Raw genomic sequence first — 18430 nt, forward strand, 5'->3', positions numbered from 1 at the left:
GCATGACCACCAGTTAGCCAACGGATTACCGCTAAGTCGGTCCTATTGCATAACCGGTTGTCCATCCAACACCATTGGCACACTTGCCAGCGGCAGAGAAAGAAAAAACGACGTGCCGACGCCCTCGGTGGTTTCAAACCAGATGCTGCCCCCGGCGTGCTCCACGCCCCGCTTGGCAATGGCCAGTTCCAGCCCCGCCCCGCCCCGCTTCGTGCTGAAATTAGGCAGGAACACTTTCGTCCGAATGGCTTCGGGAATGCCTACGCCATTGTCGTGAATCTCAATTTGTACCTTGTCGTCCCGCGCATAGAGCTTTAGGTTAATAGACGGTTTCCTAACCGGCGGCACGGACTGAATGGCGTTGATAAGCAGATTGGTCAGAATGCGCCCCATCAATTGCCGGTCACCAATTACCATCAGCGGCCCGGATGCTATCTGTCGAAGGAGCGTAATGCGGGAATTGTCATCATGAAAATCGGCAGCTTTGTTCATTACGCCCGTCACCTCAAACACTTCATTCCGGGGTAGCGGCATTTTATCAAAATCGGAGAACGACGTGGCAATATCACTCAGGTTGTCAATTTGGTCGAGCAGCAGATCGAGCGTTCGCTGAATGACCTGATTACGGTCTGACTCGCTGTTTCCTCCGGGTCTCCTGTCGACTTCGCTGATGTTGGGTAGTTGGCGCTGCAGGTGTTGCAGCGTTAGTTTCATGGGGGTCAGCGGGTTTTTGATTTCGTGCGCTACCTGCTTGGCCATCTCGCGCCAGGCCGACTGTTTTTCGCTCTGGGCAAGCGCCTGCTTGCTTTCTTCGAGGTTAACGAGCATCCGGTTATACTCCCGAATGAGCAGCCCGATCTCGTCGTCGGTGTGCCAGGGCAGCGGTTCGTTTGGCCGGTCGAGGTTTGTTTTTCTAATCTTCTGGGTCAGTAAACGCAGCGGTTTTGTCAGCACGTTCGACGCGAAGTACGATACCACCAGGAAGAACAGGAACAGGACCGTGAAGATGCTCAGCGCCGATTCAATCACTTCGATTATCTGCCGGTCGAGTTCAGGACCGGCGTAAAAATAGGGAATGCTAAGTATCCCCAGCAGCCGTCCATTATACGATTTAATGCTCGCGTAAGCCGTTCGGTATTGTTTGGTTCCCAGCGATTCGTTAAGCAGTATTTGATTTTCCTTATCGTCAATGATGCGAATGTAAGCTTCTGGATTAATGCGTTTGGACAGGTGACCACTCTCATATAACAACGGACGCGTAGACGTGTAAAGCTGCCCCTGCGTGTCGAACAGGTTGATGTCAATATCGGCGTCACGGGCAATTTTGCCCAGTTCCTCCTCCATCGACGCCTTACTGCGCTTCTTGGCCTGGAGGTGCTCATCCAGATAAGACAGAAAATTGGCGGCAATGTTCCGGGTATTGCTGATGTACGTGTTCTCCTGATTATCAATATAATTGGAACTGATCACGCCCAGAATAATCAGTATTACCAGTAACAGGGGCGCAAAAAACGCTACGTTAAGCAAAATCTGAATACGGGTCGCGTAGTTGATGCTGAACTGGGAAAAGCCGTAATTAACCGCGTAGATAACGATAACCAGGAGTACGGCCAGCACCAGCAACAGGTACAGGAACGAGAAATTAGCAAAAATGCTCCGAAAGGGATACTCCTCCGACGATACCACAACAACGCGCCCGTCGCGGCCACGCTGCGCCAGGTGCTGGTAGTCATTAGCCGACAACCCGTTAATGAACAGTGCCGAATCGGCCAGCATCGACAGCGGCATCTTTCGTTCGTAGTTGTAGCTGCCCGTGCTGTAAAGCAACCGGGGCGTCGGCCGCTGACGCTGCGGTTTGTTCAGTGCCGACGAACCGGAACGCGGGTCGTTGAGTCGTGGGTTGCCAAAAATTGCGTAGCTGTATTTCTGACTGTTGGGATTCTGACTAAACTTGGTGTCGACTAATAATTCGGGATAAACGCTCGCTGGCCGCTCGTTGCGCAGCCGCAAATCGAGCACAACGTACCCAATTGTGTCCCGTGCGGGGGTAGCGGCCGGTTGGGCTGGGGGCGGCACCGGTTGTCGGAGGGGAACGAAACAGACATACTGCTTAATGAACTGATTGCTCGCTTCATTAATAAAGTACACGCCCGGATACTCCGTCTTAAAGATTGACCGGCGATAACGGTTCGTGAGACTGGCCAGTGTTGTGGCGTTCTGACTTACGTCGAGTGGTGCTCCACTGGCCCGAAACGAGGATACGTCAATGTCATATTTATCAATGTATTTATCCAGATGCAGCGTTTTGACCCGTTGCTGAATCCGCTCCCGCACCAACAGCGTATCGGTTAGCAGGGCGCGGGCAATTTCAGCATCACGCGTGATGGACTCCTGGGCTTTACTGATCAGGAACTCACCGAACTCGTCGTTTTCGGCCAGGAGCTGCTTGCCAAACTCACGCTCGTAGACCAACTGCTTTCTGATCTCCTGATTATAAACGACGTAGGCGGTTGTGACGGCGAAGATAAAGGCCGCCAGGAACAGATAGATTGACGTCTTGTACTGAAACGTGTACAGTGTTTTCGGAAACTGGCCCGTATAGGCGAGCAGAAAAAACAGACCGTTGAGCAGCAGGATAGACCTCAGTTGCCAGTTGAGCGCAATAAACAGACCGGCCGTGACGGCCGTGCCCATCACAATCAGCAGGATCCCCCGAACATGTCTGTCGGATCGGTTGTAACGCAAAAACAGGCTGACCAGCAGGTGAGTCAGCAAAAAGTAAATAAAAGCAATGGCTACGAATACCAGCAGGCACACAATTTTCAGCGGTGAGAATCTAATATTAAGCGTGATATCGAGCGTAAACTGCGACTTCTCATAAATGTTGTTGAGTTCGTCGTAGCAACGGCTGAACACAACGTAACTCAGCACAACCAACCCCACCGACAGCACGTTACAAACCCATTCGGGTCGGCGCAGCAGAAACGTGTAACTCCACGAGCGGTGGTAATGCTTGACCCAGTATGAAGCCAGCACGATCGCCACGGCAGCGTTCAGCAGCAGATCGCCCAGCGACGGCACCAGCACCGACGATGCGTAAAATTTGGGGTTGAACAGATCTGATTCGACAAACAAAAACGGTACGCCAAAGTAAAGCATCACCACCCGCAGTAAAACAAGGTAGCCCGCCAGCCAAATGAAACCCCACTCGTGCTTTCGTTTCTGGTTCAGCCCAATTATAAGTTGCAACACGTATAATCCCAAAAAAATAATGCCCAGCGATGCCAGAATAACGGTGTTAACGGGTGTTGACTGATTGCGATAGGCATCTACCTGGGGCGGCACAACCGAGAACAAAAAAACGGGTGTGTTGTCGTAAATAGCCTGGTAGTTGTTTTGGCGCTGATCAGTAATGGCTTTTGGATCGAGCGCAAACAGCGTAGCGTTGTAACCCGATTTCAGGTACGCATTATTGTTCTGATAGGACCGGTACACATTCACCAGCGAAAACACATCGACTGTGCTGTTATTCCTGCGAATGCGTTCGTGACTGACCACGTAGCGCCCCTGCTCAAAATCGACCAGCCGGGGGTGCGTTACAACGGCCACGCGGTCATAATCGGGAATAAACCGGTAATCGGACCAAAACAGCAACTGCCCGTTTTTAAATACAAAATACGGGTAACGAGTTGGCAGGCTCAGGTCAGCGAAAGAAGGGTTAGATTTTTTCCTGAGTAACGACACAACATCGCGTAACTCATTGGTACTGACGCGCATTTCGTCTTTGACACGCTCCTGAACCGTATTCAGGTATTGCTCATCGGTCGCGCTCGGCGCATCGCGTTCCAGTATCAAATAGCACAGTATCGACAGACCAACCGATAGCACGGCCAGTACTAAAAAGATATGTCGTTCGATACGTTTCACAGTGCTGAGGAAGTAGATTACCGATGTAGACCTAAAATCATGCCAGAATCAGCGATAGCAGCATATTATGCCTGAAAACCAGGAAATTAATCAGCCTGGCAACGCACTGGCAGCAACCGCACACATGAATAAACCTGAATAGTTACCTATTTATCCACTGTGTAGCCGCCCGTTTCATACCCGATTTCGGCACCCAGTACGTAGAGTAAATGTTTACGGTCGATAATGACACGAACCCCGTCAACGTTATACACATCGTCGGCCGGACCGGGCATGTCGAAACCCAGCAACCACGACGATCCACAGCCACCACCACGCACACCCACCCGCAGCCCGTATTCAACCGGAATTTTATTGGCTAAGAGCGTGTCCAGAATTTGTTGACGGGCTTCGACCCGAACACGAACGGGATTGTTGAGCATAAAAACAGTAAACAACAAGTAACGAACCGTACGTACGGTTCACCGTAAAATTACCTATTTTACCCAATATTACTTCTTCCAATATGGAGCTATTGAGCGACTTCCTGAAGCTAATCGTACCGGCCGGCCTGGTTCTTTATGGTATGTACCTGACCGTTAAATTATTGTTGGAACGCGAAGCTGACCGGCATCGCTTCGACGTTAAAAGCCGCTACACGGAGAGCGTCGTGCCGGTGCGGCTACAGGCCTATGAGCGGATGGTGCTGTTTCTGGAGCGCATCAGCCCCAACAATCTACTGCTGCGGCTGGGCGGCAGTGCAACCACTGTACTGGAATTTCAACAGCGGCTGTTGCAGGAAATACGGGACGAATACAACCACAACCTCTCGCAGCAGGTGTACATGAGTCAGGCCGTGTGGGATCAGATTCAGGCGGCCATGAACGACGTCACAACGCTCATCAACCAGGCCTCGGGCGACACCCGCCCCGACGCTCCCGCCCTCGACCTGTCTAAACGCATTTTTGAGCGCATTATCGAGAAAGACCGCCTTCCCACCACCAACGCGCTTAAAGCCGTGAAAGACGAAATTCAGGCGATGTTTATGTAAAAAAAGGAGTCATAAGAAGGTAGTCGTAAGTGGCTGATGCACGAACCACAGACGCGTCAACGACTTACGACTACCTTCTTATGACTCCTTTCAAAACACCCCCGCCGACAACGTCATCGCTTTCTGGAAGGCTTCCTGATTGATGGAGGGGGCAAGTCCGTCCTGCGCAAGCGTCTGAATAATTTCCTCTGTTGGCAGGTTGCCGGTCAGTTCATCGGCCGCCATCGGACACCCGCCGAAGCCACGCAATGCCCCATCAATACGCTGCACCCCCGCCCGAACAGCCGCCCGCACCTTGTCGGCCGTTTCGCCCGGCCGGGTATGCAGGTGCGCGCCAAATTCAACTTCTGGAAAGTGACCGATCAAGTGCCTAAACAGGTTTTCGATGGCTTCTGGCGTCGATGAGCCAACCGTATCGGACGGGGCAATGATCCGGACGCCCACGTCTACCAGACGCTCACTGAATGCACTGACCAATTCGGGACTGTAGGGGTCGCCGTACGGATTGCCAAACCCCATCGACAGGTAAACAACCAGTTCTTTACCCGCCTGGACGCACCTCGTTTGTATACTTTCCACCTCGTCAAATGCCTGCACAATGGATTTATTCGTGTTCCGTTGCTGAAACGTTTCCGATACCGACAGCGGAAACCCAACGTACCGGATCGACGCAAACGGGATGGCTTCTTCCGCCCCGCGCACATTAGCCACAATAGCCAATAAGTTCGTTTTGGTGCGGGATAGATCCAGACCAGCCAGCACGTCGGCCGTGTCGCGCAGTTGCGGAATGGCTTTGGGCGAAACAAATGAGCCGAAATCAAGCGTGTCGAAGCCAACCTGCAGCAACGCGTTGAGGTATCTAATTTTAAGGTCCGTTGGCACAAAGTGCACCAGACCCTGCATGGCGTCGCGCGGGCATTCGATGAGTTTCATGGGCGGGCAGGCTGTGGATAACGCGACAACACGGCCAGAATCAGCATGGCGGCTGCACAGATGCCCAGGCCACCGGCCTCGCGGGCCATCTCGATGTTCATGCTCCGCATTCCAACTTCACTGAACAGAAACCCTTCAAAAGCAGGTGGCCACTGGTACACCGCTGCGACCACATACAAAACCGCCATCCCGACCAGAAACCACCAGCGGGCCAACCCGGCGTAAGCCATCAGGCAGGCCACAGCCGCAAAGCCGTAGATGGGAACCCAAAGCTCCGGGTCGGGGTCGTTGTACTGGAAAGCCGCAAACAAAACGAACAACAAACCAAAAATGATCGATAGGATTTTACGCATGGTGTTGGCAGTTAGAGAGTCAATCAGTCGGTCAGTGGCTTTCGCCGGTCCCACCCCGGCCGGTGCGGTCAGCTACTTACCGACTTACCAACTCATTGACTGATCGACTTATTTTATTCACAATACTCCGCGACGGCGTTCGTCGCGTCGGCATACCCTAAATTCCGGGCTTGCTTCAAGCTCAGGCAACCGGCCTCCCGTTCGTTTTGCAGCAGTTGGGCCAGCCCCAACCCGTAAAATGCCTTACCAAATTTTGGGTCGGCCTGAACGGCCTGCTGAAAATCAGATGTCGATTCAGCTAATTGCTTTTGTTGAAACCGGAGATTACCCCGATTGTAAAATGCCAGTGCGTTTTTAGGGTTTAACGAAATAGCCTGCGAAAAATCATTCAGGGCGGGCTGAATCTGATCCTGAGCAGCAAACAACTGCCCCCGGTTCAGGTAAATTTCAGCCGTAATGCGTCGGCTGGTATCGGGTGCCAGACGGATCGCGTCTGAGTAATCCTTTAATGCGCTCGTGAGGTCGTTTTGGGCTACTTTGAGCAGGCCCCGATTGTAATAGGGCCGATAGAAATCCGGCTTGAGTTTAATCGCCTGATCGTAATCCAGTCCTGCATTCGTGTAATCTTTTAATTCAAAATAAGCCACGCCCCGCGAGTTGAAAGCCTCAACATTGTCAGCGTCGGCCTCAACAGCCTGATTGAGCACCTGCACAGCCTCCCGAAATTTGCCTTCTCTCAAATACGTACGCCCCCGCTCTACATGCTCATCCGACGATTCGCAGGCGCTGATACTGACCAAAATACACCAGATAAGCCACGCTGAACGCTTCATGTTTTTTCGTTTTCAGGGCAAAGGTACGGGCGAAATTTGGTCGTTTGGTTAATAGTTGCTTAACTTTGCATCGGCAAATCGGTGCTACCAGCTCCTGCTGAATCCCCCAGGTCTTGACCGAAGCAAGGGTAAGTGGTCGTAGCGGTGAGACATTGGTTTGCCATTTTTTATTTTAGGCCGATTCGTTACGAATTGGCATAGGTCGCCCCGCCGTCTTTAGCTGTTTGTGCGTTTTAGCTGTACCAGGCCGCTAAATTTCCTGCCTCTTTACATGGACCTGCTTACTCAACTGACCGCATCGTACCGGGCTACGTTCCACGACAACCCACTGCTCATCTGCTCGCCGGGCCGCGTCAACCTCATCGGCGAACATACCGACTATAATGAAGGATTCGTGCTACCGGCCGCCATCGATAAAGCCATCTACTTAGCCGTTGGGCCGCGCCTGGATAACGAAATTCACCTCATTGCCCACGATCTTCAGGAAACCCATACCGGATCGCTCGCTACCCTCATCCCTACCCACACCTGGGCCGATTATTTATTGGGCGTGGTATCCCAATTGCGTCTGATGGGCCACCAGCCCGGTGGGTTTAACTGCGTCTTTGGTGGCACCATCCCACTTGGGGCGGGGTTGTCATCGTCGGCCGCGCTCGAAAACGGAATTGGCTTTGCCCTTAACGAACTGTACCAATTAGGACTGGACCGGATAGCACTGCTCAAAGTCTCGCAACGAGCCGAAAACGACTTTGTTGGGGCTAAAGTTGGTATCATGGACATGTTTGCCAGCATGATGGGCCGCGCCGGACACGTGATTAAACTCGACTGCCGGTCGCTCGACTATACCTATGCACCCCTGCAAATGGAAGGCATTCGTATCGTACTCTGCGACAGCCGGGTGAAACACTCACTCGTAACGTCCGAATACAACACACGTCGGGCCGAGTGCGAATCAGGCGTACGATTTCTAAAGACCTATTATCCCGATGTTAACAGCCTGCGCGACGTGACGATGGCTATGCTCGACCGTCACCTGCGCGACACTCAGCCGCTGATCTACCGCCGGTGTGCCTACGTGGTGCAGGAAAACGGGCGGTTGCTCGACGGCGTAGCCGCGCTCGAAGCAGGCGACATTGATGCCTTCGGCCAATTAATGTACGGGTCACACGAAGGTTTAAGCCGGTGGTATGAGGTGAGCTGCCTCGAATTGGATACGTTAGTCGACATTGCCCGGCATCAGCCCGGCGTGTTGGGAGCCCGCATGATGGGGGGCGGCTTTGGTGGCTGCACCATCAATTTAGTGCGGGAGGAAGCCCTCGACGCGTTTATGACCGTGATTACAAAACAATATAAAGTCAGTACTGGTAAAGATACCTACATTCACGTCTGCAAAATTGAAGAAGGAACGCACGTAATTAACTCAATTTAACCATGAAATTTTTCATTGACACGGCCAACCTGGCCGACATCCGCGAAGCTCAGGAAATGGGTATTCTCGACGGCGTAACCACCAATCCTTCACTGATGGCCAAAGAAGGCATCACCGGTAAGGATAACGTGATGCGCCATTATAAACAAATCTGTGAAATTGTCGATGGTGACATCAGCGCAGAGGTGATTTCGATCAAATATGACGAAATGATTAAAGAGGGCGATGAGTTAGCCGAACTCGACGAGAACATTGTGGTGAAGATACCCATGACCGGCGACGGCGTGAAAGCCATTAAATACTTCTCCGAGAAAGGTATCCGTACCAACTGCACCCTAATTTTCTCGGCCGGGCAGGCACTGTTGGCAGCCAAGGCGGGGGCTTCGTACGTATCGCCGTTTGTGGGTCGGTTAGACGACATCTCGACCGACGGTATGGCCCTGATTGAGCAGATCGTGACGATCTTCACCAACTACGGCTATACCACCGAGGTATTGGCTGCGTCAGTACGTCACCCGATGCACGTTATACAGTGCGCCGAAATTGGTGCCGATGTAATCACAGCTCCGCTGAGTGTCATTAAGTCACTGCTCAACCATCCACTCACCGACAGCGGTCTGGCTAAGTTCTTAGCCGACCACGAGAAAGCAAACTTACCGGTGAAACAGTAAAAATAGTCGGTCAGTTGGTCAGTCAGTGAGTAGCTCACTACACACCCGCGTCAGCTACTCACTGACTGACCAACTCACTAACTAATTGACTCCATTCATGTTCTCCACCGAACCCGTTCTTAGTCTCGACCACGCCGACATTTATCAGGGCCAGAAGCTGGTGCTGGGCGACGTGTCCTTTCAGATCAATAAAGGCGATTTTGCGTACCTCATCGGGCGCACGGGCAGCGGCAAGTCGTCGTTACTCAAGATCCTTTATGCCGATCTGTGGCTCCGAAATGGCAAAGGCTTTGTGGCAGGCTACCCGCTCGATGCACTCAAACCCCGCGACGTGCCGCAACTGCGCCGAAAAATCGGTATCGTTTTCCAGGACTTCCAACTGTTTTCCGACCGGTCGGTCGAAGACAATCTGAAGTTCGTGCTGAGGGCGACTGGCTGGAAAGATAAAACGGAGATGAGCAACCGCATCGCCGATGTACTGATGCAGGTGGGGCTGGGGACGGCCCAGAAAAAGATGCCCCATCAACTGTCGGGGGGCGAACAACAGCGGGTGGTCGTGGCCCGCGCCATGCTGAACGAACCCCAGATTCTGATTGCCGACGAGCCAACCGGTAACCTTGACCCGGCGGTGTCGGATCAGATTATGAAAGTTTTCCAGGCTATCAACAACGCTGGTACGGCCGTGCTCATGGCCACTCACAACTACGAACTGCTCAACAAGTACCCCGCCCGCGTCCTGCGCTGCCAGGATGGTCAGGTGGTAGAATTGATGGGGTAGAAATGATGTAGAATGCATAATGGTTAATGAACAATGTAGACCTGACATATTCACATTGTTCATTAACCATTATGCATTCTACATCCTACATCATTTCTACATTAACCTTACTTGGCTTTCAGATACGCAAACGGAATAACCATTTCCTCCAGCGACACGCCCCCGTGCTGGAACGTGTTGCGGTAGTGATTTACGTAGTGATTGTAGTTGTTGGGATAAGCAAAGAAATAGTCTTCGAGCGTGAAGACGTAAGCCGTTGATACGTGCGGCTTGGGCAAAAACAGCCGCTCTGGTTTGCGGCCTACGAACAAGTGGTTATCATCGAACCCTAAATTCTTGCCCTGCTTGTAGCGCAGATTCGTATTGGTTTCGCGATAGCCAACGATCTTGGCCGGTTTCTGCACCCGAATCATGCCGTGGTCGGTGGTGACGATGAGCCGCCCACCTTTAGCAGCAATCTTCTGAATAAATTCCAGCAGGGGCGAATGCAAGAACCAGGACCGGGTGATGGACCGGTAAGCCGATTCGTCGGGGGCCAGCTCCTTGATCATCGCCATGTCGGTGCGGGCGTGGCTGAGCATGTCCACAAAGTTGTAGACAACCACATTCAACTGATTCTGCAACAGGTTGTTGAAATTGTCGACGAGTGATTTCCCTTGGTTGACGTTTAGAATTTTGTGGTACGACATCTTCACATCCACGCGGCTCTGCGTGAGTTGTCGGCGCAGAAATTCGTCTTCGTGGTTGTTCAAACCTTCGTCCTCGCTGTCGTCGTTGACCCACAGGTCGGGGTGTTTGCGCTCCATCTCACTCGGCATCATACCCGAGAAAATGGCGTTCCGGGCAAAGCTGGTCGTAGTTGGTAAAATCGAATAATAAGACGATTCTTCTTCGACCGTAAAGTACTCCGCCAGTAGCGGCTCAATTATTTTCCACTGGTCGTAGCGCAGGTTGTCGATCAGCAGGAAGAAGAGAGGTGCCTCACCCGATGCGCCATTTTGATTCAGCAACGGAAACACTTTCTTGCGCATCAACTGGTGCGACATCACGGGGCTGTCCATCTTGGGTTCGTTCAGCCAGTCTTCGTAGTTTTCCATTACGAACTTACAGAACGTTGCGTTGGCTTCGCTTTTCTGCATGTTCATTACTTCCAGCATACTTTTGTCCTGCGACGTATCCAGTTCCAACTCCCAATAAATAAGCTTTTTGTACACGTCGGCCCATTCCTCAAAACTCATGCGGTCGTTGTACTGCATGGAAATGTTCCGAAAATCCTGCTGGTAACCGATGTTGGTCCGCTCAGTCACGAGTCGTTTGTTGTCCAATATTTTCTTGACCGACAGTAGAATCTGATTGGGGTTGAGCGGCTTAATGAGGTAATCGGCGATCTTGGAACCAATGGCCTCTTCCATAATGTGTTCCTCCTCGCTCTTGGTAATCATGACCACCGGCAGGTTGGGACGCATCTGCTTTATCTGCGACAGCGTCTCCAGACCCGTCATGCCGGGCATCATCTCGTCTAAAAATACAACGTCGTAGTTAGTTTGCTCAACCTCATCGAGCGCGTCGGCTCCACTGTTAACGGGGGTAACGTCGTAACCTTTATTTTTCAGAAACAGGATATGAGGCTTCAGGAGATCAATCTCATCGTCGGCCCAGAGTATCGAATAGTTTTGCATGTGTGCTCGATTAAGGAAACGTATAGTGAGTCCGGCCGCACCGGTTGGTGGCTGGAAAGCAGAAAAGCTGCTGTACTCTAAACGTCCAACGCCCGCTTCTGTTCGCGCGGTTCAGCGTTAAGGTTTTTTAACAGGGGAAGGACTGAGTTTTTAGTTTGTAGTTTGTGGTTGGCTGACGCGTGAGCCGGACGCGTCAGCCAACCACAAACTACAAACTAAAAACCTTCTCCAAATCCTCCGGAGTGTCAATACCCTGAGTGTCCAAATCGGTAAGGACGGTGCGGATGCGGTAGCCGTTTTCGAGCCAGCGTAGTTGCTCCAGACTTTCGGCCAGTTCGAGCGACGAAGGTGGTAGCTGCGTCAGTTGGGCCAGTATATCCGTGCGGTAGGCATACAAACCAATGTGTTTGTAATACGTATGCGCGGCCAACCAGGTATCAGTCGGCTTGCCACGCAGGTACGGAATCGGCTGACGGCTGAAGAACAGCGCTTCGCCGGTGGTGCTCAGCACGACCTTCGCTGTGTTCGGACTGAGCAGCGTTTGCGGGTCGCTGATGGCCTTCACGAGTGTTGCCAGTTCCGTTACACCGTCGAGTACCGAGGTGAGCAGGTCGATTTGGCGGGGCTGGATAAACGGCTCGTCGCCCTGAATGTTAACGACGTAATCAGCGGGGACACCAAGTTGCTGCACAGCTTCCTGACAGCGGTCGGTGCCGCTCTGATGATGCACCGACGTCATCACCACCTCGCCCCCGAAGTCGGTAACGTGCGCCCGGATTCGCTCGTCGTCCGTGGCCACCACCACGCGGCTGAGCGAGGTTGCCTGTCGGGCCTGCTCCACCACGCGCTGAATCATACTTTTGCCGTTGATATTGACCAATGGCTTGGCCGGGAAGCGCGTTGATGCGTAGCGGGCGGGGATTATACCGAGAATGACCACCTTACTGGGTTTTAGTTGCGGGTGTAAAGTAAACGGAAAGCGTTGGAAAACCGTTTTTGGGGAAAGCAGCCGTATTTTATCCTAATTTTACGAACAACGCCGTCAACAGTCGGCAGGCCGGGCACGACTCAACCGCTTTGTCCCTGCGTATATCCATGAAAAATCAGCTACTCATACCCCCCTTCCTGCTTTTGCTAAGCGGTTTTCTTTACGCCATCCCGTCCCCTGGCGGGTTCATAACACGGGACCGTGCTACACGAACCGACTCCGTTGGTATTGAGAAAAAGGGCGGCAAACGCTTCATTCTGCACCGGGTCGATCAGGGGCAGACGCTCTACGCCATTGCCCGGCGGTATGGCCGGTCGGTGGCCGATCTGAAAGCGGCTAACCCCGATATGAGCGAGTCGGTACGCTACGATCAGGTGGTGCGAATTCCAATTCCCGACGGTGCGCTCAACCGGAAAGAAGCCAAGGCCATCGACAAAGCCATTCGTAAAGAAGAAAAACAAGTTGAGCGCGAGGCCAAAGTCACTAATTCGGCCACCGTACCAGCCGCCAAAAGTGCTAAAAAAGCGGATGACCCGGCGCGGGCGGGCATTCACGTGGTTGAACCGGGACAGACGCTCTACAGTTTAGCCGTTCGGTACGGGGTGCCCCAAACCGACGTTCGCAAGTGGAACAACCTCGCCAACGATAACGTGTTGATCGGTCAGGCCCTGATTGTCTCCGAGAAAGCCTACCAGGCCCGAATGCCAGCAACGGCCGTCGCGTTTATTCCGCCAAAAGCGCCCGACACCCCGGCCCGGACCAGCCCGGCAAAATCGACCGAAACCAAACCGACGTCGACCAGCCGACCGGAGACAAAGCCAGACCGCTCCGCTCCCCGCAACCCCGACGAATCGGTGGCCGATAACCGCCGTCCCGACGCGCCCACGGCACCGGAGCGACCCGACCGACCCACCGGTGCCAAACCGGCTGACGTGGCCGTTGTTGAACTGCCCCGACCCGGCAACGATGCGCCCATGCCCGCGCGGGGTCGGCGGGTGTCGAGCAGTGGCGTAGCGGAGATGATTGAAGGGGCCGACGACTCAGGCAAATACCTCGCCCTGCACCGCACGGCTCCCATTGGCACACTGGTTCAGGTGCGCAATGAATTTAACAACCAGAGTTTGTGGGTTAAAGTCATTGGTCGTTTGCCCAACACGGGCGTCAACGACAAGATATTGGTTAAGCTTTCGGCGCAGGCCTTCGCGAAACTTTCGCCCGACGACCGGCGTTTCCGGGCTGAAGTCAGTTACATTGTCCGGTAGGGAACCCCGTTATGGAAAAGGAAACGAAAGAAGAACGTATTGCCCGGCGTCACCGCGAACGCGACGCCCAGATGAAATCCTCACCGGGCTACAAAACCTTTGCCGTCATGTTCACGATGGCTTACCCGTTCATTGCCGTATTCACATTTGTGATGTCGACGATTCTGGCTCTATTTTCGGGTGTTTCGCGGGCAATGGCGTGGGTCGCCAGCGGGGGAGCGAGTAAGTAATGAAAAATGGACGGTTTGGTGATCCGGAATGGACAATGAATAATGCTTTACGCGTTCAAGTGCCTACTGCCCATCATCCAGTACCCATTGACCATTTTACATTAAAAGATTTTCTCGATGCGAAGGCCGATTTGTACAATCGGCCTTCGTTCATTGAGCGCGACCCTATCAGCATTCCGCATCGGTTCAGCCGGAAACAGGACATCGAAATCATGGGGTTCTGGGCGGCCGTTTTGGCCTGGGGACAGCGGCCGGTGATCCTGAAAAAAGCAGCTGAACTGGTCGAGCACATGGACGGTGCGCCCTACGATTTTGTCCAAAATCACGAGGAGAGCGATCTGAAACGGTTTCTATCGTTTAAACACCGCACCTTCAACGCAACTGATGCGCTCTATTTTCTGCACTTCTTCCACCAGTATTATCAGGCCAACGACTCGCTGGAAGATGCGTTTCTTAACGTACCGGCGGGCTTTAGCTCGTCTGAGACTGACGGGCTAAAGCCCGCCGGTACGCATACAGTCGGTACGGTCGAACAGGCCCTCATCACGTTCCACGACCGCTTTTGCTGCGACCCCTTCTTCCCCGCCCGAACGCGCAAGCACATCGCTACGCCCGCCCGCAACTCGTCGTGCAAACGGCTGCTGATGTTTCTGCGGTGGATGGTCCGGCAAGATGACCGTGGGGTTGATTTCGGTTTGTGGATGCGCCTGCGCCCCGACCAATTGGTGATGCCTATCGACGTTCACGTAAACCGGGTGTCCCGCCAGTTAGGGCTGCTCACGAGACCCCAAACCGACTGGAAAGCAGCGCTGGAACTCACCGAAACACTGCGCCAGTTCGACCCGGCCGACCCCGTCCGCTACGATTTCGCGCTGTTCGGGTTGGGCGTTGAGGGCGAGTTATAAACTGACTTGTTCAAGGGTTCGCTTATTATTTGTTCGCCCGCTTCCACGCTTCCGAACGCTTCGTGCATCTTGGCGCGGTCGAAGGCCCGTTCGTTGTTGGCTAACCAGATCGTGGCCACGCCGTTACCAATGAAGTTGGTGATGCTGCGGGCTTCGGACATGAACCGGTCTACGCCCAGCAAAAGCGCCAGCCCTTCCACCGGAATCGCTTTCACGGCCGTCAGCGTACTGGCCAACACCACAAACCCACTGCCCGTAACCCCGGCAGCCCCCTTAGACGTCACCATCAGGATACCGATTATGGTGAGCATCTGGGTTAGATCGAGTTGAACGTCGAAAACCTGCGCCAGAAAGATGGTTGCCATCGAGAGGTAGATCGTCGTGCCATCGAGGTTGAACGAATACCCCGCCGGAACCACCAGCCCAACCACCGACCGGGCGCAGCCCATGCGCTCCAATTTTTCCATCAACGACGGCAAACCGGCTTCCGACGACGACGTGCCGAGCACGATCAGCAGTTCTTCGCGGATGTAGCGCAGAAACTGCCACAGGCTGATGCGGTATGACCGGAGGATGAGACCGAGGATACCGAAAATGAACACGGCCATCGTGGTGTAGACCGTACCCATCAGTTTAGCCAGCGGCAGCAGTGTTGCTACTCCGTATTTTCCAATCGTGTAGGCCATACCGCCAAAGGCACCGATGGGAGCCAGCAGCATCACCTTGTGCAGTCCCCAGAAAACGTATTTCGACAGTTGATTCATCCAGCCAATGAACCGCTCCCGACCGCCGTAGCGGCTGAGCAGGACGCCGAACACAATGGCCGCCACCAGCACCTGCAGCGTGATGTTGTCGAAGAAAAACTTTACCCAGCTAAATTCCGTAGCGCCTTTGGTGTATTTCGAGATGTCGCCCCCGCTGAGTTGGGCGGTCGATACGCCCGCGCCGGGCCGGATGACGTTCGCCACCAGTACGCCAATCAGCAGCGCCACCGTCGTGACGACTTCAAAATAGAGCAGTGCCTTCGCTCCTACTTTGCCCACTTTTTTGAGATCGCCCATGCTGACGATGCCGAGCGCAATGGTCAGGAAAATAATCGGGCTGATGAACAGCTTGACGAGACTGATGAAAAATCCACTCAGAAACTCGCTGAACGTAGCGCCCAGCGTCAATTCCTGACCCATCAACCGACCTTTGAGCGGAGCGTCCAGCACCGGTGCCAGCGCGAGGTCAGGTCGAAAATGGCCCAGCAACACGCCCAGCGTAATGGCCGTCAGTACCCAGAATGTCAGATTGGTAAGTAGTCTTTTCATAGCGTGCAACGAGTGAATTGCCTTTCGGAAAGATAGGCGGTTCTTTATCCGTCACCAAAAAACCACCTTCATTTCGATGTAGTCACCAATTCATCCTCAGCCGTTAACGTTGCGTGTCGTTTGCTAATTCGGCCAAACAAAACCGGGTCCCGACTACTTACCTAAATGTAACAACCTGTCTCGTCAATCATGCCGTTTACCATCTCTACGCAATCATTTGGTCCGCTGGCAACCGGCTCCGAACCACTTACTGAATACGTACTCGAACACGAGGAAACGGGTGAGTTTTTGAGCATTATTCCCAGCCACGGTGCCCTGCTGCGCCAGTTGGTTTTGCGAAAAGGTAATGAGTTGCTGGCCTTAATTAAAGCGCCCGAATCGCCCCAGGCCCTGCTGGCCGATGAGAGCTATGCCAGCGCGTTATTGTATCCGTTTCCGAGTCGAATTCGGCACGGCATCTACCGGTTTGGGGGCGAAGACTACGCGCTGCCCATGAACGAAACAAACCGCGACAATGCGCTGCATGGCTTCGTACACGGCAAGCCATTTGCCGTTGTCAGCCAGGAAACAACGCCTACCTACGCCCGGCTGGTGCTGCGCTACGAGTATCCGGGTTTGTTGGCTGGCTACCCATTTCCATTTGCGCTGACCGTTACGTATGAGCTAATTCAGGCCAATCAACTGCTGACTGGCAACTTCACCAACGACCGCATGTGTGCCCTGCGTATGAGCTATTCGGCCCTGAACACCGGAACGACGCAGTGCCCGGCCGCATTTGGCTGGCACCCTTATTTCATGCTGTCCGAGGAACCGGTTGATGAGTTGACGCTTTCGCTGCCCGACCGGGCAACCATTCTGCTCGATGATGACATGATTCCGACCGGGCAACAGGCCGCCGAACAAGCCGCCACGATTCCCCTGCGCGACCAAACGCTGGATACTCCTTTTGCGCTAACCCCGGCCGTTACCCCCGCAACGGTCAGGCCGTTTGTCGAAACCATACTGACCTCACAGAAAACGGGCATCCAGCTTATCGTTGGGCAGCAGACCGGCCCCGGCAGGTTGAACTACATTGTCTGTTACACGCCCCCCCGGCGCGACAGCGTAGCCATCGAACCTCAAACAGCCAGCGTCAACGCCTTCAATACCGGCGAGGGACTGTCTACTATAGAGCCGGGGGATTCATTGGACGGTACGATGTGGGTACGGCTGGATTAATGGCGTATATTGATCAGCGTTCACCCAATGCTCAGTCAATGACTATACCAGTTTTCTACAAATTATTGCTTCGGGCAACCTACGTCACAACGGGGATGCTTCTAATCTGGATTTGCTTAGATGCGTTCATTAGCGGAACCGTTTGGGCGGGAATGCCGGTAAGCAAATCGGCCCTGACCGTTGAGTACTGCGAGTTCAACCACGTTGATCGGTTCTTTCACCAGCCCATTAACACTTATTCCAATTTAACGTACTTCTTCTGGGGTGTGCTGATTTTACTGATTGCGTGGCAGGATTATACCAATCGAACTAAAACGAACCTAAACAGATTGGAGCGCTTCCCCCTGCTTTCTGCTTTAATGGGTGCTTGCTTTGTGTACCTAAGTGTTGGGAGCGCGTTTTTTCATGCTTCGCTGACGTATGCTGGCCAGCGGGTCGACATGAATGGCACCTACGGAATTATGCTTGCCCTAATCGGCATTGCGCTCTATCACATCGTTCACAAAATCACTTTTACCACTACTCAAAAACACATTTGGATTTTGTCTTTGGTGGCGATTATCGGCTTGTTTTTAGAAATAGCGCTCCGGGTATCGAGTTCCCAATTAGTACCGGCTTTAATTCTGTTTCTAAACGTACTGATGGTCGTGCATTATTTTCAATTCAGAAGAGAGCGCTCGATTGTGCTGGTCATCATCAGTTTCGCGTTGATCGTAATCGCCATAAAAATAAGGACGCTGGATGTGCAAAAGGTGGGTTGTGATCCCCATTCAATCATCCAGGGTCATGCGGTATGGCATCTACTGACAGCCTTAAGCAGCTTCTGTAGTTACTCGTTCTTTCGCTTCAACGGTAGCGTGACTAAACCTTTCTTAAACTGA

General features: G+C 53.2%; 17 protein-coding genes. 9 read left to right on the forward strand and 8 right to left on the reverse strand.

Features of this window, described 5'->3' with window-relative positions; translation table 11 throughout:
* Window positions 1-42 precede the first annotated feature (42 nt).
* Together ACYVHB_RS08095 and ACYVHB_RS08100 are read right to left on the reverse strand one after the other, a co-directional pair.
* On the reverse strand, window positions 43-3927 hold the full coding sequence (locus tag ACYVHB_RS08095; protein ID WP_461051196.1) for a sensor histidine kinase: 3885 nt from the start codon (window positions 3925-3927) through the stop codon (window positions 43-45).
* A gap of 146 nt (window positions 3928-4073) precedes the next feature.
* Entirely contained in the window at window positions 4074-4349 is a 276-nt protein-coding gene (locus ACYVHB_RS08100) for an iron-sulfur cluster assembly accessory protein (RefSeq protein ID WP_461051197.1), read from the reverse strand.
* Window positions 4350-4432: 83 nt separating this feature from the next.
* On the opposite strand from ACYVHB_RS08100, the gene ACYVHB_RS08105 reads away from it, so the two are divergent.
* Window positions 4433-4957 (forward strand): DUF7935 family protein, encoded by a 525-nt coding sequence (locus ACYVHB_RS08105; protein ID WP_461051198.1) that lies wholly within the window; start codon window positions 4433-4435, stop codon window positions 4955-4957.
* A 90-nt stretch (window positions 4958-5047) separates the two neighbouring features.
* Here ACYVHB_RS08105 and ACYVHB_RS08110 read toward each other — a convergent pair whose 3' ends face one another.
* The 3 genes from ACYVHB_RS08110 to ACYVHB_RS08120 form a co-directional block, all read right to left on the reverse strand.
* Window positions 5048-5890 carry a hydroxymethylglutaryl-CoA lyase gene (locus ACYVHB_RS08110; protein ID WP_461051199.1) on the reverse strand — a complete coding sequence of 281 codons (843 nt, stop codon included), beginning with the start codon at window positions 5888-5890 and terminating at the stop codon, window positions 5048-5050.
* Window positions 5887-6243 carry a transmembrane 220 family protein gene (locus ACYVHB_RS08115; protein ID WP_461051200.1) on the reverse strand — a complete coding sequence of 119 codons (357 nt, stop codon included), beginning with the start codon at window positions 6241-6243 and terminating at the stop codon, window positions 5887-5889. The genes ACYVHB_RS08110 and ACYVHB_RS08115 overlap by 4 nt, the downstream gene beginning before the upstream one ends.
* Window positions 6244-6356: 113 nt before the next feature.
* Complete coding sequence (locus ACYVHB_RS08120) at window positions 6357-7076, reverse strand: tetratricopeptide repeat protein (protein ID WP_461051201.1); 720 nt, start codon at window positions 7074-7076, stop codon at window positions 6357-6359.
* 271 nt (window positions 7077-7347) lie between these two features.
* On the opposite strand from ACYVHB_RS08120, the gene galK reads away from it, so the two are divergent.
* The 3 genes from galK (at window position 7348) to ACYVHB_RS08135 (ending at window position 9954) form a co-directional block, all read left to right on the forward strand.
* On the forward strand, window positions 7348-8505 hold the full coding sequence (galK, locus tag ACYVHB_RS08125; protein ID WP_461051202.1) for a galactokinase: 1158 nt from the start codon (window positions 7348-7350) through the stop codon (window positions 8503-8505).
* Between the two features lie 2 nt (window positions 8506-8507).
* Window positions 8508-9176 carry a fructose-6-phosphate aldolase gene (fsa, locus tag ACYVHB_RS08130; RefSeq protein WP_461051203.1) on the forward strand — a complete coding sequence of 223 codons (669 nt, stop codon included), beginning with the start codon at window positions 8508-8510 and terminating at the stop codon, window positions 9174-9176.
* Window positions 9177-9273: 97 nt separating this feature from the next.
* Window positions 9274-9954 (forward strand): cell division ATP-binding protein FtsE, encoded by a 681-nt coding sequence (locus ACYVHB_RS08135; RefSeq protein ID WP_461051204.1) that lies wholly within the window; start codon window positions 9274-9276, stop codon window positions 9952-9954.
* 107 nt (window positions 9955-10061) lie between these two features.
* On the opposite strand, the gene porX is transcribed toward ACYVHB_RS08135, so the two are convergent.
* Both porX and kdsB read right to left on the reverse strand, forming a co-directional pair.
* Window positions 10062-11633 carry a T9SS response regulator signal transducer PorX gene (gene porX / locus ACYVHB_RS08140; protein ID WP_461051205.1) on the reverse strand — a complete coding sequence of 524 codons (1572 nt, stop codon included), beginning with the start codon at window positions 11631-11633 and terminating at the stop codon, window positions 10062-10064.
* A 208-nt stretch (window positions 11634-11841) separates the two neighbouring features.
* A complete protein-coding gene (gene kdsB, locus ACYVHB_RS08145) occupies window positions 11842-12573 on the reverse strand; it encodes a 3-deoxy-manno-octulosonate cytidylyltransferase (protein WP_461051206.1) in 732 nt (243 codons plus the stop codon).
* A gap of 56 nt (window positions 12574-12629) precedes the next feature.
* Here kdsB and ACYVHB_RS08150 point away from each other — a divergent pair, with 56 nt between their 5' ends.
* The 3 genes from ACYVHB_RS08150 to ACYVHB_RS08160 are packed head-to-tail and all read left to right on the forward strand — an operon-like array spanning window position 12630 to window position 15018.
* On the forward strand, window positions 12630-13883 hold the full coding sequence (locus ACYVHB_RS08150) for a LysM peptidoglycan-binding domain-containing protein (RefSeq protein WP_461051207.1): 1254 nt from the start codon (window positions 12630-12632) through the stop codon (window positions 13881-13883).
* 11 nt (window positions 13884-13894) lie between these two features.
* Complete coding sequence (locus ACYVHB_RS08155) at window positions 13895-14113, forward strand: hypothetical protein (protein WP_461051208.1); 219 nt, start codon at window positions 13895-13897, stop codon at window positions 14111-14113.
* A 35-nt stretch (window positions 14114-14148) separates the two neighbouring features.
* Window positions 14149-15018, forward strand: coding sequence for a TIGR02757 family protein (locus ACYVHB_RS08160; protein ID WP_461051209.1), 870 nt, complete (start codon window positions 14149-14151; stop codon window positions 15016-15018).
* On the opposite strand, the gene ACYVHB_RS08165 is transcribed toward ACYVHB_RS08160, so the two are convergent.
* Window positions 14973-16331: a cation:dicarboxylate symporter family transporter gene (locus ACYVHB_RS08165; RefSeq protein ID WP_461051210.1), complete on the reverse strand. Its 1359-nt coding sequence runs from the start codon at window positions 16329-16331 to the stop codon at window positions 14973-14975. The two genes, ACYVHB_RS08160 and ACYVHB_RS08165, sit on opposite strands and share 46 nt — an antisense overlap.
* 189 nt (window positions 16332-16520) lie before the next feature.
* On the opposite strand from ACYVHB_RS08165, the gene ACYVHB_RS08170 reads away from it, so the two are divergent.
* Together ACYVHB_RS08170 and ACYVHB_RS08175 are read left to right on the forward strand one after the other, a co-directional pair.
* The gene (locus tag ACYVHB_RS08170) at window positions 16521-17549 is read left to right on the forward strand and encodes an aldose epimerase family protein (RefSeq protein WP_461051211.1); all 1029 of its coding nucleotides are present in this window, start codon (window positions 16521-16523) and stop codon (window positions 17547-17549) included.
* Between the two features lie 38 nt (window positions 17550-17587).
* Window positions 17588-18430 carry a ceramidase domain-containing protein gene (locus ACYVHB_RS08175; RefSeq protein ID WP_461051212.1) on the forward strand — a complete coding sequence of 281 codons (843 nt, stop codon included), beginning with the start codon at window positions 17588-17590 and terminating at the stop codon, window positions 18428-18430.

Source organism: Spirosoma arcticum, from assembly GCF_054779955.1.

What these genes read in the sequence shown, in the direction of transcription:
- ACYVHB_RS08100 (WP_461051197.1), bottom strand. Translation starts at nt 4,349, where the DNA reads ATGCTCAACAATCCCGTTCGTGTTCGGGTCGAAGCCCGTCAACAAATT.
- ACYVHB_RS08105 (WP_461051198.1), top strand. Translation starts at nt 4,433, where the DNA reads ATGGAGCTATTGAGCGACTTCCTGAAGCTAATCGTACCGGCCGGCCTG.
- ACYVHB_RS08110 (WP_461051199.1), bottom strand. Translation starts at nt 5,890, where the DNA reads ATGAAACTCATCGAATGCCCGCGCGACGCCATGCAGGGTCTGGTGCAC.
- ACYVHB_RS08115 (WP_461051200.1), bottom strand. Translation starts at nt 6,243, where the DNA reads ATGCGTAAAATCCTATCGATCATTTTTGGTTTGTTGTTCGTTTTGTTT.
- ACYVHB_RS08120 (WP_461051201.1), bottom strand. Translation starts at nt 7,076, where the DNA reads ATGAAGCGTTCAGCGTGGCTTATCTGGTGTATTTTGGTCAGTATCAGC.
- galK (WP_461051202.1), top strand. Translation starts at nt 7,348, where the DNA reads ATGGACCTGCTTACTCAACTGACCGCATCGTACCGGGCTACGTTCCAC.
- fsa (WP_461051203.1), top strand. Translation starts at nt 8,508, where the DNA reads ATGAAATTTTTCATTGACACGGCCAACCTGGCCGACATCCGCGAAGCT.
- ACYVHB_RS08135 (WP_461051204.1), top strand. Translation starts at nt 9,274, where the DNA reads ATGTTCTCCACCGAACCCGTTCTTAGTCTCGACCACGCCGACATTTAT.
- porX (WP_461051205.1), bottom strand. Translation starts at nt 11,633, where the DNA reads ATGCAAAACTATTCGATACTCTGGGCCGACGATGAGATTGATCTCCTG.
- ACYVHB_RS08155 (WP_461051208.1), top strand. Translation starts at nt 13,895, where the DNA reads ATGGAAAAGGAAACGAAAGAAGAACGTATTGCCCGGCGTCACCGCGAA.
- ACYVHB_RS08160 (WP_461051209.1), top strand. Translation starts at nt 14,149, where the DNA reads ATGAATAATGCTTTACGCGTTCAAGTGCCTACTGCCCATCATCCAGTA.
- ACYVHB_RS08165 (WP_461051210.1), bottom strand. Translation starts at nt 16,331, where the DNA reads ATGAAAAGACTACTTACCAATCTGACATTCTGGGTACTGACGGCCATT.
- ACYVHB_RS08170 (WP_461051211.1), top strand. Translation starts at nt 16,521, where the DNA reads ATGCCGTTTACCATCTCTACGCAATCATTTGGTCCGCTGGCAACCGGC.
- ACYVHB_RS08175 (WP_461051212.1), top strand. Translation starts at nt 17,588, where the DNA reads ATGACTATACCAGTTTTCTACAAATTATTGCTTCGGGCAACCTACGTC.